This window comes from Bradyrhizobium sp. HKCCYLS1011 (assembly GCF_051167795.1).
Taxonomy (GTDB): domain Bacteria; phylum Pseudomonadota; class Alphaproteobacteria; order Rhizobiales; family Xanthobacteraceae; genus Bradyrhizobium.
Window position 1 is genome coordinate 132,593 of sequence record NZ_JBNPTT010000007.1, and the last position, 16,249, is coordinate 148,841.

Consider the following 16,249-nt stretch of genomic DNA (forward strand, 5'->3'; position numbering starts at 1 on the left):
GAGGATATGAGCAGAGGGGAATTTCGATGAGCAGACCGGCCAATCCCGTCACGGTGCCGCTGGCGAATTACACGCCGAGCCATTTCCTGCTGACCGTAACGGAGCGGGTCGCGACCGTGACGCTCAACCGGCCCGAGCGGAAGAATCCGCTGACCTTCGAAAGCTATCGCGAGCTGACCGACTTTTTCCGCGCCTGCGCCTTCGATGATGCCGTGAAGGCCATCGTGGTCACCGGCGCCGGCGGCAATTTCTCGTCCGGCGGTGACGTGTTCGAGATCATTGGGCCGCTGGTGCAGATGGACACCAAGGGGCTGACCGCCTTCACCCGCATGACCGGCGATCTGGTCAAGGCGATGCGGGCCTGTCCGCAGCCGATCGTGGCGGCGGTCGAAGGCATTTGCGCCGGCGCCGGCGCGATCGTGGCGATGGCGTCCGACATCAGGCTCGCCGCTGCCGGCGCCAAGGTCGCCTTCCTGTTCAACAAGGTCGGGCTCGCCGGCTGCGACATGGGCGCCTGCGCGATCCTGCCGCGCATCATCGGCCAGTCGCGCGCCTCCGAGCTGCTCTATACCGGGCGCTTCATGAGCGCAGAGGAGGGCGAGCGCTGGGGCTTTTTCAGCCGCATCGTCGCGCCGAACGAGGTACTTGCGCAGGGGGAAGCGCTGGCGCGCGAGATCGCGCAAGGTCCGACCTTTGCCAACACGATGACCAAGCGCATGCTGGCGATGGAATGGGCGATGTCGGTGGAGGAGGCGATCGAGGCGGAGGCTGTTGCCCAGGCGTTGTGCATGACAACAGAGGATTTCAAGCGCGCCTTCGAAGCCTTCGCCGCCAAGACCAAGCCGGTGTTTCAGGGCAATTAACGAGGTCGAACGAAGCCGCTTGCGGGGCGGTAAATAACCGTGCCACGCTGGCGGCTGAGACGTCTTGCGCTGATGGAGTAGAGTGCGATGAAGGCAATCATCGTTGGCGGCGGTATCGGCGGACTGACGACGGCCCTGATGTTGCGGGCGCGCGGCATCGATTGCGAGCTGTTCGAGCAGGTGGACGCGGTCCGCGAACTGGGCGTCGGGATCAACACGCTGCCCCATGCCATTCGTGAGCTCGCCCAGCTCGGCCTGCTGGACCGGCTCGACCAGGCCGCGATCCGCACCTACGAGCTGTTCTATTTGACCCGTCACGGCCAGGAGGTCTGGCACGAAAAGCGTGGGCTCGATGCCGGCCACGACGTGCCGCAATTCTCGGTCCATCGCGGGCGGCTGCAGAGTGTGATCCACCAGGCCGTGCTGGAGCGGCTGGGGCCGGAGAAAGTCCACACCGGCTGCCGGCTCGGCGCCTTCACCCAGGACGAGGGCGGCGTGACCGCCTATTTCTTCGACCGCTCCGGCGCCCATGTGCGCACTACCCGCGGCGACATCCTGATCGGCGCGGACGGCATCCATTCCAAGGTGCGGCAGTCGCTGTTCCCGAATGAAGGCCCGCCGTGCTGGAATGGCCTGATGCTGTGGCGCGGTGCGACCGACTGGCCGGTGTTCCTGACCGGCCAATCGATGATCATCGCCGGCGGGCTCAACGCCAAGGCCGTGATCTACCCGATCGCGGAGGGATCGAGCCCCGCGACCCGGCTCACCAACTGGGCCGTGTTGGTCCGCGTCGGCGACGCCAACACGCCGCCGCCGCGGCGCGAAGATTGGTCGCGGCTCGGTCGCGCCGACGAGTTGATGCCGCATGTCGCGGGCTTCCATATTCCCCAGGTCGATTTCGGCGCACTGGTCCGCGCCACGCCGGAGTTCTGGGAATACCCCTGCTGCGACCGCGATCCGCTGCCTTATTGGACCAATGGCCGGGTCACGCTGCTCGGCGACGCCGCGCACCCGATGTATCCGGTCGGATCGAACGGCGCCTCCCAGGCCATTCTCGATGCCCGCGCGCTGGCCGATGCGCTGGTGCGTGCCGAACATCCGCGCCAGGCGCTGATGGCCTATGAGCAGAAGCGGCTGCCGATGACCGCCGACATCGTTGCCTCCAACCGCCGCGGCGGCCCGGAAGGTGTGATCGATGCGGTCGAGCAACTTGCGCCGCAGGGCTTCACCGATATCAACACCATCCTCAACTACGAGGCCCGCGAGGCGATCGTGCGTGGCTACGCAGCACGGGCCGGGTTTGCCGCGCGCATGGTGACGCGGCAAGCCTCGTGATCCCCTCTAGTTATTGAGGCGGGGGCGGCAGGAAGTGGATGTTGTGCTCGGCCGCGAGCTTGACGACATCGTCCGGGTTCTGCTCGCGCATGTTGTGGATGGCCCAGAACAAGTCGTAGAGCCGGCGCGTCGGCGACACCCAGAACAGGGTCTTCGCGGTCTGGCCTGATTTGTTGAAGATGCCATGCGGCTTGCCCATCGGCAGCCGCACCGTGTCGCCCGCGGTGGCATATTCGTCGGCGCCGTCGAGCATGAAGTCGAGCCGGCCTTCCAGGATGTAAAGATACTCGTCCTGGTCGGGATGAATGTGCGGCGGCACGAAGGTGCCGGTCGGGAAGGTCGCGTGCCAGGAAAAACTGTGCTCGGTGCGGCTCTTCGGCACATAGGTCTGGCCCAGGATGCTCCAGCTGATGCCCTGGATGCCTTCATTGGCTCGGGTGATGCCGGCGATTTCCGGATGGCTCATGCGTTTTGCTCCCTCTGTTGCTTGCTCAATTACTTGGCTGGGCAGTCCTTGGCGTAGCGGTCGCCGTAGGTCTCGAACACCTTCTGCACGATCTCGGTCTGGAATTTTCCGTCCGGCCGCTTTGCGACCTTGGTGAGATAGAAGTCCTGGATCGGATAGCCGTTGGTGTTGAACTTGAAGCTGCCGCGCAGCGATGTGAAGTCCGCCTTCTTCAGCGCGGCCCCGACCGCATCCTTGTTGCTGAGGTCGCCGCCCACCGCCTTCACCGCGCTGTCGATCAGCATTGCCGCGTCATAGGCCTGCATCGCGTAGGTGCCGGGCACGCTGTTATAGGCGGCCTCGTAAGCGGCCACGAATTTCTTGTTCTGGGGATTGTCGAGGTTGGGCGCCCAATTGGCGCCGCCGAACATGCCGACCGCGGCGTCCTGCTGCGCCGGCAGGGTGGATTCATCGACCGTGAACGCCGAGAGCACCGGGATGCTGTCGGCGAGGCCGGCCTGCTTGTACTGCTTGACGAGGTTGACGCCCATGCCGCCGGGCATGAAGGTGAAGACCGCATCGGGCTTCTGCGACGAGATCTTGGACAGCTCCGGCTGGAAGTCGAGCGTGTTGAGCGGCACGTAGGACTCCTCGACGATCTCGCCCTTGTAGTCGAGCTTGAAACCGGCAACGGAGTCGCGGCCCGCCTGATAGTTCGGCACCAGGAGATAAACCCGCTTGTAGCCGCGATCCTGCGCGACCTTGCCGAGGATCTCGTGCACCTGGTCGTTCTGATAGGAGGTGACATAGAAGAACGGGCTGCACTCCTTGCCTGCATAGCTGGAGGGGCCGGCGTTCGGGCTGATCAGAAAGGTCTTGCTCTCGGTTACCGGGCGGTGGATCGCCTGCAGCATGTTGGAGAAGATCGGGCCGACCACGAAGTCGACCTTGTCGCGCTCGAGCAGGCCCTTGGCTTTGGTAATGGCGGCGTCCGGCTTCAACTCATCGTCGGCGACGACAACCTCGATCTCCTTGCCGCCCATCTTGCCGCCGAGATCCTTGACCGCCAGGTTGAAGCCGTCGCGGACCTGCTGGCCGAGGGCGGCGGCCGGTCCGGACAGGGTCACGATGACGCCGATCTTGATCTTGTCGGCCGCAGCGGCCGGCTGCGCGATGAGCGCGGTGGCAAGGCCAAGGCTGGCCAGCTTGACTAACGCTTTCATGACAACTCCCCCGGATTAAGACATTCGACACGGTGCTGTTGCACTCGGCCGGACAAATGCCGCCGTCTCAAGCCTAGTCCGATGCAGCCCTTTGCTGCAAGCAGGACCCAGCGCCTGGAGGCGATCGGAGCCGGCGCATGCAAGCCGCGCGCCAATTGCTTGAAGCATAAAAGAATTGCAGATGAGTGCCGGCGGCGATGTCGAAGCCATGTTTTCCCTTGCCCCGCGAACGCGCCGGGGGCCACAATGATTCTGCGTCCCGCAACTCCCGATCTCGCCCCGATGATGCTGTCATGACCCTTGATGCCGAAACCAAGGCGGTCGAAACTCCCGAGGACCACGCCGAGGAGCTGCGGCTGTGGTTGCGGCTGTTAACCTGCACCAATCTGATCGAGAGTGAGATCCGCTCGCGTCTGCGCGAGCGTTTCGACGTGACCCTGCCGCGCTTCGACCTGATGGCGCAGCTCGACAAGGCGCCGGACGGCATGACGCTGTCGGATGTGTCGAAGCGCATGATGGTATCGAACGGCAATGTGACCGGGCTGGTGGAGCGGTTGGTCGAGTCGGGCCACCTCGACCGACGCACCTCGGACACCGATCGCCGGGTCCAGGTGATCCGGCTGACCAAGCTCGGCCGCGCCGAGTTTCGCAAGATGGCAGGCGAGCACGAGACCTGGATCGCCGATATTTTCGCCGACCTGACCGAGAGGGACCTGCGCGAACTGATGCGGCTGCTCGCCAAAGCCAAGGGCTCGGCGCAGAACGCGGTGCAGCGACGGGATGCGTGACGTGGGCGATGCAGTGGCCACCGACTACGAGGTCGAATACAACAACCGGGCCCGGGTGCCGGAAAATCCGCAGATCATGGCAGGGTGGGCGAGCGACGCCGCCAGCTACCGGGAGCAGCACGCGCCGCGCCGGCTGGCTTACGGCCCAGGCTCGCGCAACACGATCGACCTGTTCGAAGCTGGCGGTAGCGGCGCGATGGTCGTTTTCGTCCATGGCGGCTATTGGCAGGCGCTCGACGGTTCGTCCTTCAGCCATTGCGCGCGGGGGCTGAACGCGCACGGGATCGATGTTGCGGTGCCGACCTATGATCTGTGCCCGCAGGTGACGATCGACGCCATCATCCGACAGATGCGCGCGGCGATGCAGGAACTGGCGCGGCTCGGGCGTCCGCTGGTCGTCAGCGGACACTCCGCCGGCGGGCATCTCGCTGCCTGTATGCTGGCGACCGATTGGCCGGCGCGCGATCCGTCGCTGCCGAAGGATCTCGTGCGCGCGGCCTACGGCATCTCCGGCCTGTACGAGCTTGCGCCGCTGGTCGGCACCTCGATCAACAAGGCCCTGCAGCTCGATGCGTCCGCGGCACGCGCAGCGAGCCCGCTGTTCTGGACGCCGCCGGCAACCGGCAGCCTCGATGCCGTGGTCGGTGCCAAGGAGAGCGCGGAATATCTGCGGCAGAGCCGCACGATTGTCGAGCGCTGGGGCGAAGCCGGCATCGCGAGCCGGTTCGACACGGTGCCGGACGCCAATCATTTCACGGCGATCGCACCGCTGGCGGACCCCAACTCGTCCATGGTGCAGCGCCTGAAGGCGCTGGCCGGCTGCTGACGCCAATACCAACAGCTCAAAGAACGAGCGGGCACTGCACAATCTTCGGCTCTTGCGTCCAGATATTTTAGGTATAAAATATTGAGGATTGAAATGTGCCGGGCGTCCTTTGCGAGAGAGGAGCGTGCGATGGTCAGTGCCGCCAAAGCTCAAGTCCAAGAGAGCGTTGCCGGGAGCACGAGTGCGAAGGCAACAACCGCCCATGTCGATACGTTCGCGCGCGATCATCTGCCGGCGCGCGAGCTGTGGCCGGACTTCATCTTCACGCGTCCCGAGCTGCAATATCCGCCGCGACTGAACTGCGTGTCGCATTTCCTCGACCGCTGGGTCGAGGAGGGGCACGGGGACGCAACCTGCATCATCAGCCCGGACGTCAGCTACAGCTATGGTGAGCTGCAGGCGCTGGTGAACAGGATCGCCAATGCGCTGGTGAACAAATTGGGCCTCGTCAGCGGCGGCCGGGTGCTGCTGCGTTCCGCCAACAACCCGATGATGGTTGCGACTTATCTCGCGGTCATCAAGGCTGGCGGCATCGTGGTCGCCACCATGCCGCTGCTCCGCGCCAAGGAGCTGGCTTATCCGATCCAGAAAGCGCAGATCGCGCTGGCGCTGTGCGACGGCAAGCTGGCCGATGAAATGGAAAAGGCCAAAGAGATCGCGCCGGCGCTGCAGCGCGTGATCTATTGGGGAGCGGCACAACCGGATGGACTGGAGGCGCTGATCGCCGATCAGAGTGCAGAGTTTGCCGCCGCCGATACTGCCTCCGACGATCTCTGCCTGATCGCCTTCACCTCGGGCACGACCGGTGACCCGAAAGGCACCATGCATTTCCACCGCGACATGCTCGCGGTCTGCGACGGATACGCGCGCAACGTGCTGCGCGCGCGTCAGGACGACCGCTTCATCGGCTCCGCGCCGCTCGCCTTCACCTTCGGCTTCGGCGGCGTGCTGTTCCCGATGCATATCGGCGCGTCCTATGTGGTGCTGGAAAAGACCAGCCCGGACGATCTGCTTGCCGCCATCCAGCGCTATCAGGCAACGGTGTGCTTCACCGCGCCGACCGCTTACCGCGCCATGCTCGGCAAGCTCGGAACGCGCAATATCTCCTCGTTGCGCAAATGCGTCTCGGCCGGCGAGGCCCTGCCGAAGGCGACCTTTGACGCCTGGCAAAAAGCGACCGGCCTGAAGCTGATGGACGGCATCGGTTCCACGGAAATGCTGCACATCTTCATCAGTGCGACCGAGGACGAGATCCGGCCTGGCGCGACCGGCAAGCCGGTGCCAGGCTACGAGGCCAAGATCGTCGACGAGGAGGGGCGGGACGTGCCCCCGGGGACGTTGGGCCGGCTGGCGGTGCGAGGTCCGACCGGCTGCCGCTATCTGGCCGACGAGCGCCAGCGCAAATATGTCCACAACGGCTGGAACATCACCGGTGACACGTACGTCATGGATGACGATGGCTACTTCTGGTACCAGTCGCGCTCCGACGACATGATCGTGTCGGCCGGTTACAATATCGCCGGGCCCGATGTCGAAGCAGCGCTGCTGAGCCATCCGGCCGTCGCCGAATGCGGTGTGGTCGGCGCGCCCGACGAGGCCCGTGGCATGATCGTCAAGGCCTACGTCGTGCTGGCGCCCGGTGCGATCGGCGATGACGCGCTGGTCGTTCAGTTGCAGGAACATGTCAAACGCGAGATCGCGCCGTACAAATATCCGCGGGCGATCGAGTTCGTCGCGCAGTTGCCGAAGACCGAGACCGGCAAGTTGAAGCGCTTCGCGCTGCGGCAGATGGCGCAAGCGCAGGCCCAAGAGCACGCTCAAGACCAGGCCGCGTCCGGCGCGGCCGCTTGAGATGACGAGGGAGACACGTCTGTGAGCACGCCGAACGCGCCCACGCTCGCGATGGTGAAATCGGAGCAGGCCGAGCGACCGCGCGCGCTGCAGCCGAGCGGCTGGCCGATGCCGAAGGGCTATGCCAATGGCATGACCGCCGAGGGGCGCATCGTGGTCACCGGGGGCGTGATCGGCTGGGATCAACATGAACAGCTGCGGGACGGCTTCCTGGACCAGGCGCGGCAGACGCTGTCGAATATCGCGGCCATTCTCGCCGAGGGCGGGGCAGGGCCCGAACACCTGGTGCGGCTGACCTGGTACGTCGTCGACATGGACGAGTACCTCGCCAATCTGAAGCAGCTCGGGGCCATCTATCGCGAGATCTTCGGCAGCCATTATCCGGCGATGGCGCTGGTGCAGGTGGTGCGGCTGGTCGAGCAGGCGGCGCGGCTGGAGATCGAAGCCACGGCGGTCGTGCCGAGATAGGTTCGTCATTTGCGTCCTACTCCGCTGTCGTCCCCGCGAACGCGGAGACCCATACCGCGGACTATTTCGTAGGTAGTTGAGACCGAGCATCCCGACAGTCGGCTGTGCATATGGATCCCGGCTCGCGCTCGCTATGCTCGCTTGGCCGGAACGACAGCGGAAAATTGCGTACGTCGTTTCGACCTCGCAACGCGTTCGCGCCCGAGCTGTGCTCATTGATCACCTTCCGAAAATAAAGAAGGCGCAGGGAAGGCCGGGTGAAGACCTCACCCATGGCCCCCGTGCGGGAGAAAATGCACGGGGCAGGAACCACAGGTTTGGCCGATCACTCCGGCCTTCCCTGCGCGACGGTTTACGGCTTATACGTGGTCTCCCTGGTGCGCCGGGCTTTTTGGCCACCATCACTGGCGCGCTTCGCGAGAAGCATCGCCAGCTTGATACCAGCGTCGGGGTATCAGGACTACACGACTTCACCGTCCGTCCGAGTGCCAATCGTCCGCTGTCACTCACACGTCCATCGCATCCCGCACTCCACGTATCGTGACGACGCGTACGCCCCTCTTCGATGAGGCGGGATGCGCGAGATGATGGTTCTGATTTGCCCGACGCGGCAAGCGCTGACTGCTGCGACACGTTAACGCGACGGGCAGTCACACAAGAGATCACACTGGTGCGGCAGTCGCCCGATCGTTGCCGGATGAAAGACGAGAGATCGCCATGCGAGGGACAGAAAGGCACGTGAAGGTGGCGGCGTGTGGGCGCGAAGAAAATGGGGACGAGCGTGGATTGGAAATCGGCGATGATGGCTGCGGTGGCCGCGGGCCTTGGTGCACTGATCGGCGGGCTCGCTGTGCCGTCGCTTGGCGGCGTCGTGCCCGATCACCAGGCAGATTCGAAGCTGCTCGAGATGAGCGTCGGCATTCTCCGCGAACCGGCCAGGACGGATGATGATCCGATGCGGTCGTGGGCGATCAAGGTCGTCGAGAAGAAATCCGGTGTCGCCTTCACCGACCCGCAGCGCGCCGCGTTATTGAAGCGGGCTTCGGGAGGACGGTAAGGGTAGGGCACTAAAGCCAAACAAATAACAGATGTCGTCCCGGCGAACGCCGGGACCCATACCGCGGAATCTCTCGTAGGCCCGTGTGCTTGACACTGAGTTCTACAACATCGGCCGGTGGTTATGGGTCCCGGCTCGCGCTTCGCTTGGCCGGGACGACGACGGAGGTCTATTACCAACAGCGGGACGTAGCTATCAATACAGGGCGGCGATGTCACTGACGGCGCGTTCGCGCTGCTGGACGGCTGCCGAGTCAACGGCGTCGTCCCGGCGAACGCCGGGACCCATACCGCGGAAGCTCTCTTGGGCCCGCGTGGTTGACACTGAGTTCTACAACATCGGCCGGTAGTTATGGGTCCCGGCTCGCGCTGCGCTTGGCCGGGACGACAGCGGAGATCTGTTACCAACAGCGAAGGGCGCAGCTACCGATACGTTGCGACGATATCGCTCACCGCGCGCTCGAGCTGCTGGGCAGTGGCGCATTGGCGCACGACGTTGCAGAAGGTCTGGTAGCGCGGCATCTCTGAATCGCCCCAGCCCCAGGTCATCCGTCCTTCCGGATTAAGCCAGACCACGCGCTTGGCGCGCTCGGCGATGCGCTTGAGGATCTCCGCCCGCGGATCGAGATTGTTGCTGCGGGCGTCGCCCAGCACGATCACGGTCGTCTGCGGCGTCACCGACGCCATGAACGCCTTCTCGAAATCGACAAGCGAGCTGCCGTAATCGGAGGAGCCGAAGCCGACCTTGTCCATGATCTCAGCCATCGCTTCTTCGGCAGGCTTGCTATCCAGGATCTCGCTGACCTCGATCAGATGGCCGGAGAAGGCGAAGGAGCGCACGTCGTCCACGACCTCGTGCAGGCTGTGGATTAAGAGCAGGAAGAAATCCGACACGCGCGCCACCGAGCCGGAGACGTCACACAGCGCCACGATCTTCGGCCTGTCGCGATGGCGGCGCTTCCAGGCGGTGAGGAACGGCACGCCGCCCCAGGCGGCATTGCGACGAAGCGTGCGGCGGACGTCGAGATGGCCGCGGCGCTGCCGCTTGCGCGGTTTCGAGTAGCGCTCGCGCAGGCGGCGCGCGATCTGCCGGATCAACGCCCGCATCTGCGCGACCTGGCGCGGCTCGATCCGCGACAGCGGCGCATTGCGCAGGATCTCGTGGCGCAGGTTTTCGGTTTCCTCGCGGCCATAGAGCGCGAGCGCCTGTGACACAGCCTCGCGCACGGCGGAGCGCAGATCTTCCGTCGCGGTCTGCAGCCGCTCGGCCAGCGCGGGATTGCTCTCGTTCAGCGCATCCAGATCGTCACGCAGGCGCTGCATGCCCATCAGATCGAGCATGCGGCTTGCGAACAGCCCGCGCTGGGTGAAGTAGCGGATGTCGGAGAGACCGGCGGCGCTGGACGCGTTGGCGAGTGCTGCGGAGATCTCGGTCCGATTCTGCGCGAGCAGCATCTGCGTGAGGGCGCCCAGGCTTTGGCTCGTGGCGTCGCCCGCGCCTGCGGCAGACTGCGGGACTGTATTCGGGCTTTCGCCCGCATCGGCTTCGCCTTCGCCTTCCGGCTGCGCCGGTTCGGCTTGTGCAAAGAACAGGTCGAAGCAGCTGCCGAGCGCCTTCTTCTCGTCCTCGCTCTTGGCCAGTGTCAGCAGCAGGCTGTCGCGCAGCACGTTGCGATCGGCGAAACCGACGCTCGCGACCGCCCGCATCGCGTCGATGCTCTCGGCGGGCGAGACGTGCACGCCGACGCCGCGCGCGGCCCGAAAGAAGCGATGCAGGTTCTCCTGCATGATCTCCTATCCAAAGATGTTCTGGCGCTGCGCCTTGGCGACGAAGCTCGTCACCTGCGGCAGCGCCACCTCGATATCGGCTTCGTATTTCAAGAGGACGTTGAGCGTGTCCTTCACCACCTCATGGCCGAGCTCGGAGGCCTGCAAGAGCACCAGCACGCGCGCCCAGTCGATGGTTTCGCTGACCGAGGGCTGCTTCTTCAGATCGAGCGTCCTGATATCGTTGATGAAGGCGACGAGCTGACGTCGCAGGATCTGCGAGATGCCGGGCACGCGGCTCTCGACGATACGCTCCTCGAGCTTTTGTTCGGGAAAGCCGATATGCAGATGCAGGCAGCGCCGCTTCAAGGCGTCGCCGAGATTGCGCTCGGAGTTGGAGGTCAGGATCACGGTCGGTGCGCTGGCTGCCGCGATGGTGCCGAGCTCGGGGATGGTGACCTGGAAGTCGGAGAGGATCTCGAGCAGCAGCGACTCGAACTCGGCATCGGACTTGTCGATCTCGTCGATCAGGAGCACGCAGCCTTCGGGAGCGAGGAGGGCCTGCAACAGCGGCCGCGGCTCGACGAATTCCTTGGAGAAGAACACGTCGCCGAAGCCATGCAGCTGGTCGAGCGCGGCGTGCAGGGTCTGCGCGCCGCCGAGCACCTCGCCGAGCTTGTCCTTCAGGATCTGCGTGTAGAGCAGCTGCTTGGCATATTTCCACTCATAGAGCGCCTTGGCCTCGTCCAGGCCCTCGTAGCACTGCAGCCGGATCATCTTGAGGCCGCGCCAGGCGGCGATCGCTTTGGCCAGCTCGGTCTTGCCGACGCCGGCCGGACCCTCGACCAGGATCGGCTTCTCGATCGCCTGGGAAAGGTAAACGGCGGTGGCGATCTGGCGGCTGGCGATATAGCCCTGGGCGGCGAGGCCGGATTCGACGGCCTCGATCGAGGCGATGGCGTGGGAGGAGGGCCGTTCAGCCACGGATCAAACTCCGGTCTCGGGCGTGAGGCTTGCTTTGAAAGCGTTTCCAGCCCGTCTTATTTACGAAAGGTAAAGCCCTGACAGGATTGGCTTTATGCTATGCCCTGGCTACGCGCCTCCGGATCGAATGTCCAGTGGCGCGGCCGCACCGCAGCTCTTCCCGCGCGGTAGCGATCTCAAGTGAAATCACGCCGAGCCGAATATGAACCGATCCACCCTGCATCTCATCGTCCTCCTGGTCCTGGTCGTCGGAGGCGGATGGATCGTCGGCGCCAGCAACTTGCCGGGAGCCTGGTATGGGTCCTTGCACAAGCCGCCGTTCACTCCGCCCAACTGGCTCTTCCCGATCGCCTGGACCGTGCTCTACATCCTGATCGCGATCGCCGGCTGGCGGACCTACGAGCGGGTCGGCAGCGGCCTCGTGATGCAGGTCTGGTGGGCGCAACTGGTGCTGAATTTCGCGTGGTCGCCGATCTTCTTCACCAAGCATTGGATGTGGGTCGCGTTCGCCGTGATCGTCGCGATATCAGCGCTGATCATCGTCTTCATCGTGATGTCCTGGCGCAAGGATCGGATCACGGCGCTGTTGTTCGTGCCGTATGCGTTCTGGGTGACCTTTGCGTCGGTGCTGAACCTTTCGATCAATGTGTTGAATTGAGATGAGGCGGACTTGATAGGAGCTCGTTGGCAAAGACAGACAACGGGGCGCTGCCTGTTCCCGTCCTTACCGGGGTGCGACGAGCTTCGCTCCCGCTGTGAGGGATGGGGCCAACGATTGTGCGTGGCCCATCCTCATATCGCGCTGTCGTCCCGGCGCACGCCGGGACCCATACCGCGGACGGCCAATGATTGGAAAAGGCTCCAGGTCATCTTTCTTTGTCGGCAACGGGCGCCGGTGGCTATGGGTCCCCGCGTTCGCGGGGACGACAGCTTGGTTTGTGGTGCGCGGCTGAGCAAGATCACGCTGAATGTCCGAGCCCCACGCCCATGAATCTCAAGCAGCTCGAATATTTCGTGCAGGTCGCCGAGCTCGGCTCGTTCAGCAAGGCGGCGAGCGTGCTCGAGGTGGCGCAGCCGGCGCTGTCGCGCCAGGTGCGCGCGCTGGAATCGGAATTGAAGCAGCAGCTGTTTGCGCGCAACGGCCGCGGCGTGGCGCTGACGGACGCCGGCAAGCGGCTGCTCGACCACAGCGTCGCGGTGCTGCAGCTGGTCTCGCATGCGCGCGAGGATCTCGGCGCCAGCCGCGATGCGCCGGTCGGGCGGGTCACGATCGGCCTGCCGCCGAGTATCGCGCGGCAGCTGACCTTGCCGCTGATCGACCGCTTCAGAAAGGAATTTCCTGCAGCGCGGCTCGCGGTGGTCGAGGGATTGTCGACCCACGTGGTCGAATGGGTGACGAGCGGGCGCATCGATGTCGGCATGGTCTACAACCCGGAGGCGCAGCCGGGCATCGAGATCGCGCCGGTGCTGCAGGAGGCGCTCGCGCTGGTCAGCCATGCGCCGAAGGGCCGGCGCCGCGTCACCGCGCCGCTGCCGATGGCCGAGCTGTCGCGCTATCCCTTGATCGTGCCGGAGCGGGTGCATGCGATGCGGCGGCTGCTGGAGACCCAGGCGGCGCTGGCCGGCGTCAGGCTCGACATCGCCTGGGAGGTGTCGAGCGTGCCCTCGATCATCGATCTCGTCTGCGCCGGTTACGGCCATGCGGTGCTGACGCCGAGCGGCGTCGCAGCCTCGGGCCGCGCCGGCGAGCTGGCGATCCGGCGGCTCACCGATCCGACGCCGACCAGCGTGCTCTGCCTGGTGACGTCGGCGCACAAGCGGCCGACGCCGCTCGCAACCAGCACGATGAAGCTGGCGTCGGCCCTGATCCGCAAGCTGCCGCGGTGATCGACCGATCTTTTTCCGCGCGGAAGGTGCTCACCCTCCCCTGGAGGGGGAGGGTGGCTGTCCGCATCGAACTTTGATGGTCGCCTGTGCCGTGGGTTGGAGCCATTCTAATTCCAGCATGGCTGGCCGGAATCCCCATGCCGTTTCGGAATATCTGATATAGGCGGCCCGGCGCTGGCGCCGGCTTCCGCGCTGCGGCACATATTTCGCCAACGACGCAAGATGTCCGGGCGGAGGCGTTTGCGATCAGCGCCCGCCGCGGACCGAGACGTTTTCAATCAATCCGAAGGAAACGCACGCCGATGCCCGCGACCAGCCGTGTCGATGTTCAAACCTTTCTCGACGAGCACCCATTTTCGGGGTTCCAGTGGCTGATCTTCGGCCTGTGCTTCGTGATCGTGCTGCTCGACGGCTTCGACACCGCCGCGATCGGCTTCATCGCGCCGTCGCTGCTCAAAGAGTGGGGCATCGAGAAGTCGGCGCTCGGGCCGGTGCTCAGCGCGGCGCTGTTTGGGCTCGCCGCCGGCGCGCTGTTCTCAGGGCCGCTGGCTGATCGGGTGGGCCGCAAGGTCGTGCTGGTCGCTTCAGTGCTGGTGTTCAGCCTCGCCTGCCTCGCTTCCGCCCTTGCGACCAATCTGACCGAGCTCACCGTGCCGCGCTGCATCACCGGCATCGGTCTCGGCGCAGCCATGCCGAATGCCGTGACCCTGCTCAGCGAGTACTGCCCGCAGCGGTTGCGCGCCACCATGACCAATTTGATGTTCTGCGGCTTTCCGCTGGGCGCGGCGTTCGGCGGCTTCCTCGCCGCCTGGATGATTCCGCAATGGGGCTGGCGCAGCGTGCTCACGCTCGGCGGCCTCACGCCGCTGGTGCTGACTGTGGCGCTGGTCGTGATCCTGCCGGAATCGGTGCACTATCTGCTGTCGCGCGGCGCCTCCGTCGAGCGCGTCCGCAAGGTGATGCGCAAGATCTCGGCCGCGGCGTTGCAGGTGAGCCAGTTCATGATGCTGGAGCCGGAACATGCCGAGGTGACCAGGCGCGTCAATGCCAGCGGTCTCGGCATGGTGCTGTCGCCGGTGCTGCGCGCGGGCTCGCTGATGCTGTGGATCGCCTATTTCATGGGGCTCGTGATCTTCTACGCGCTGATCAACTGGATGCCGATCCTGTTCAAGGATGCCGGCCTCAACCCGCAGACCGCGACCCTGATCTCGGCGCTGTTCCCGCTCGGCGGCGTCGGCGCGGTGTTCTTCGGCTGGCTGATGGACCGCTTCAACGCCAATCTGATCATTGCGGCCGGCTATGCGTTGACGGCGGTCTCGATCTTCTTCATCGGCCAGGCCGCCGGCCAACTCGGCCTGTTGATGGCCGCAGTGTTCCTGGGCGGCGTGATGATGAACACCGCGCAATCCTCGATGCCGGCGCTGGCCGCGGCGTTCTATCCGACGCAGGGCCGCGCCACCGGCGTGTCCTGGATGCTCGGCATCGGCCGGTTCGGCGGCATCGCCGGTTCCTTCCTGATCGCCGAGATGACCGCGCGGCAGCTCACCTTCAGCCAGATTTTCACTGTTATGGCCGTTCCCGGCGCCATCGCAGCGGTCGCGCTTGTGGTAAAGCAATTCGTGGGGCCGGGACGGTCGAGCGACAAGGGAATTGGCGCTGCGGTCACAGTCCATTGACACCGCTGCCACGCGCCAAAAAGTTGAGGGAGAGACTGACGTGATCATCGACGTGCACGGTCATTACACCACGGCCCCGAAGGCGCTGGAGGAGTGGCGCAACGGGCAGATCGCGGGCATCAAGGATCCGTCCGTGATGCCGAAGGCGTCCGAGCTCAAGATCAGCGACGACGAGCTGCGCGAGAGCATCGAGAGCAACCAGCTCAAGAAGATGAAGGAGCGCGGCAGCGATCTCACCGTGTTCTCGCCGCGCGCCAGCTTCATGGCCCACCACATCGGCGATTTCCAGGTGTCCTCGACGTGGGCCGCGATCTGCAACGAGCTGTGCTATCGGGTCAGCAAGCTGTTCCCGGATAATTTCATCGGCGTGGCCATGCTGCCGCAATCGCCGGGCGTCGACCCTAAGACCTGTATCCCTGAGCTGGAGAAGTGCATCAAGGAGTACGGCTTCGTCGGCATCAATCTGAACCCGGATCCCTCGGGCGGCCATTGGACCTCGCCGCCGCTCTCGGACCGGCACTGGTATCCGATCTATGAGAAGATGGTCGAGCTCGACATCCCCGCGATGATCCACGTCTCGACCAGCTGCAACGCCTGCTTCCACACCACCGGCGCGCATTATCTCAACGCCGACACCACGGCGTTCATGCAGTGCCTGACCTCGGACCTGTTCAAGGATTTCCCGACCCTGAAGTTCCTGATCCCGCATGGCGGCGGCGCCGTGCCCTATCACTGGGGCCGCTTCCGCGGGCTGGCGCAGGAATTGAAGAAGCCGCTGCTGAAAGACCATCTGCTCAACAACATCTTCTTCGACACCTGCGTCTATCATCAGCCCGGCATCGACCTGCTGACGGGCGTGATCCCGATCGACAATATCCTGTTTGCCTCGGAGATGATCGGCGCTGTCAGAGGCATCGACCCCGAGACCGGGTTCTATTACGACGACACCAAGCGCTATATCGAGGCCGCCAAGCTGACGCCCGAGCAGCGCCACCAGATCTACGAAGGCAATGCGCGGCGGGTGTTCCCGCGGCTCGACGCCGCGTTGAAGGCCAAGGGCAAGTGAAATAGGACCATCGC

Annotated in this window: 15 protein-coding genes; 11 read left to right on the top strand and 4 right to left on the bottom strand. The window is 64.7% G+C overall.

Annotation, left to right across the window (positions count from 1 at the left end; genetic code table 11):
* The first annotated feature begins 26 nt into the window (after positions 1-26).
* Together ACQR1W_RS23850 and ACQR1W_RS23855 are read left to right on the top strand one after the other, a co-directional pair.
* Positions 27-863: an enoyl-CoA hydratase family protein gene (locus ACQR1W_RS23850; protein ID WP_434853092.1), complete on the top strand. Its 837-nt coding sequence runs from the start codon at positions 27-29 to the stop codon at positions 861-863.
* Positions 864-950: 87 nt separating this feature from the next.
* A complete protein-coding gene (locus ACQR1W_RS23855; protein ID WP_434853093.1) occupies positions 951-2,198 on the top strand; it encodes a flavin-dependent oxidoreductase in 1,248 nt (415 codons plus the stop codon).
* 10 nt (positions 2,199-2,208) lie between these two features.
* On the opposite strand, the gene ACQR1W_RS23860 is transcribed toward ACQR1W_RS23855, so the two are convergent.
* Both ACQR1W_RS23860 and ACQR1W_RS23865 read right to left on the bottom strand, forming a co-directional pair.
* On the bottom strand, positions 2,209-2,664 hold the full coding sequence (locus ACQR1W_RS23860; protein ID WP_434853094.1) for a cupin domain-containing protein: 456 nt from the start codon (positions 2,662-2,664) through the stop codon (positions 2,209-2,211).
* A gap of 29 nt (positions 2,665-2,693) precedes the next feature.
* Entirely contained in the window at positions 2,694-3,866 is a 1,173-nt protein-coding gene (locus tag ACQR1W_RS23865; protein ID WP_434853095.1) for an ABC transporter substrate-binding protein, read from the bottom strand.
* Positions 3,867-4,159: 293 nt separating this feature from the next.
* Between ACQR1W_RS23865 and ACQR1W_RS23870 the strand changes: the two genes are divergently transcribed.
* The 5 genes from ACQR1W_RS23870 to ACQR1W_RS23890 all read left to right on the top strand — a co-directional run bounded on the left by ACQR1W_RS23870 (position 4,160) and on the right by ACQR1W_RS23890 (position 8,856).
* Complete coding sequence (locus tag ACQR1W_RS23870; RefSeq protein ID WP_434853096.1) at positions 4,160-4,654, top strand: MarR family winged helix-turn-helix transcriptional regulator; 495 nt, start codon at positions 4,160-4,162, stop codon at positions 4,652-4,654.
* Positions 4,647-5,480 carry an alpha/beta hydrolase gene (locus tag ACQR1W_RS23875; protein ID WP_434853097.1) on the top strand — a complete coding sequence of 278 codons (834 nt, stop codon included), beginning with the start codon at positions 4,647-4,649 and terminating at the stop codon, positions 5,478-5,480. Before ACQR1W_RS23870 ends, ACQR1W_RS23875 begins: the two co-directional genes overlap by 8 nt.
* A gap of 129 nt (positions 5,481-5,609) precedes the next feature.
* Positions 5,610-7,331 (top strand): benzoate-CoA ligase family protein, encoded by a 1,722-nt coding sequence (locus ACQR1W_RS23880; protein WP_434853098.1) that lies wholly within the window; start codon positions 5,610-5,612, stop codon positions 7,329-7,331.
* Positions 7,332-7,352: 21 nt separating this feature from the next.
* Positions 7,353-7,799 (top strand): RidA family protein, encoded by a 447-nt coding sequence (locus ACQR1W_RS23885; protein ID WP_008971787.1) that lies wholly within the window; start codon positions 7,353-7,355, stop codon positions 7,797-7,799.
* Between the two features lie 781 nt (positions 7,800-8,580).
* Positions 8,581-8,856: a hypothetical protein gene (locus ACQR1W_RS23890; protein ID WP_434853099.1), complete on the top strand. Its 276-nt coding sequence runs from the start codon at positions 8,581-8,583 to the stop codon at positions 8,854-8,856.
* 422 nt (positions 8,857-9,278) lie between these two features.
* Here the strand turns inward: ACQR1W_RS23890 and ACQR1W_RS23895 are convergent, their stop codons facing one another.
* Positions 9,279-10,643 (bottom strand): vWA domain-containing protein, encoded by a 1,365-nt coding sequence (locus tag ACQR1W_RS23895; protein ID WP_434853100.1) that lies wholly within the window; start codon positions 10,641-10,643, stop codon positions 9,279-9,281.
* 6 nt (positions 10,644-10,649) lie between these two features.
* Positions 10,650-11,606, bottom strand: a complete 957-nt coding sequence (locus ACQR1W_RS23900; protein ID WP_434853101.1) for an AAA family ATPase — start codon at positions 11,604-11,606, stop codon at positions 10,650-10,652.
* Positions 11,607-11,808: 202 nt separating this feature from the next.
* Here ACQR1W_RS23900 and ACQR1W_RS23905 point away from each other — a divergent pair, with 202 nt between their 5' ends.
* The 4 genes from ACQR1W_RS23905 (at position 11,809) to ACQR1W_RS23920 (ending at position 16,235) form a co-directional block, all read left to right on the top strand.
* Positions 11,809-12,264 carry a TspO/MBR family protein gene (locus ACQR1W_RS23905; protein WP_434853102.1) on the top strand — a complete coding sequence of 152 codons (456 nt, stop codon included), beginning with the start codon at positions 11,809-11,811 and terminating at the stop codon, positions 12,262-12,264.
* A gap of 329 nt (positions 12,265-12,593) precedes the next feature.
* Positions 12,594-13,493, top strand: a complete 900-nt coding sequence (locus ACQR1W_RS23910) for a LysR substrate-binding domain-containing protein (protein ID WP_434853103.1) — start codon at positions 12,594-12,596, stop codon at positions 13,491-13,493.
* A 302-nt stretch (positions 13,494-13,795) separates the two neighbouring features.
* Positions 13,796-15,169: an MFS transporter gene (locus tag ACQR1W_RS23915; RefSeq protein WP_434853104.1), complete on the top strand. Its 1,374-nt coding sequence runs from the start codon at positions 13,796-13,798 to the stop codon at positions 15,167-15,169.
* A gap of 40 nt (positions 15,170-15,209) precedes the next feature.
* Positions 15,210-16,235 carry an amidohydrolase family protein gene (locus ACQR1W_RS23920; protein WP_434853105.1) on the top strand — a complete coding sequence of 342 codons (1,026 nt, stop codon included), beginning with the start codon at positions 15,210-15,212 and terminating at the stop codon, positions 16,233-16,235.
* The last annotated feature ends 14 nt before the right edge of the window (positions 16,236-16,249 follow it).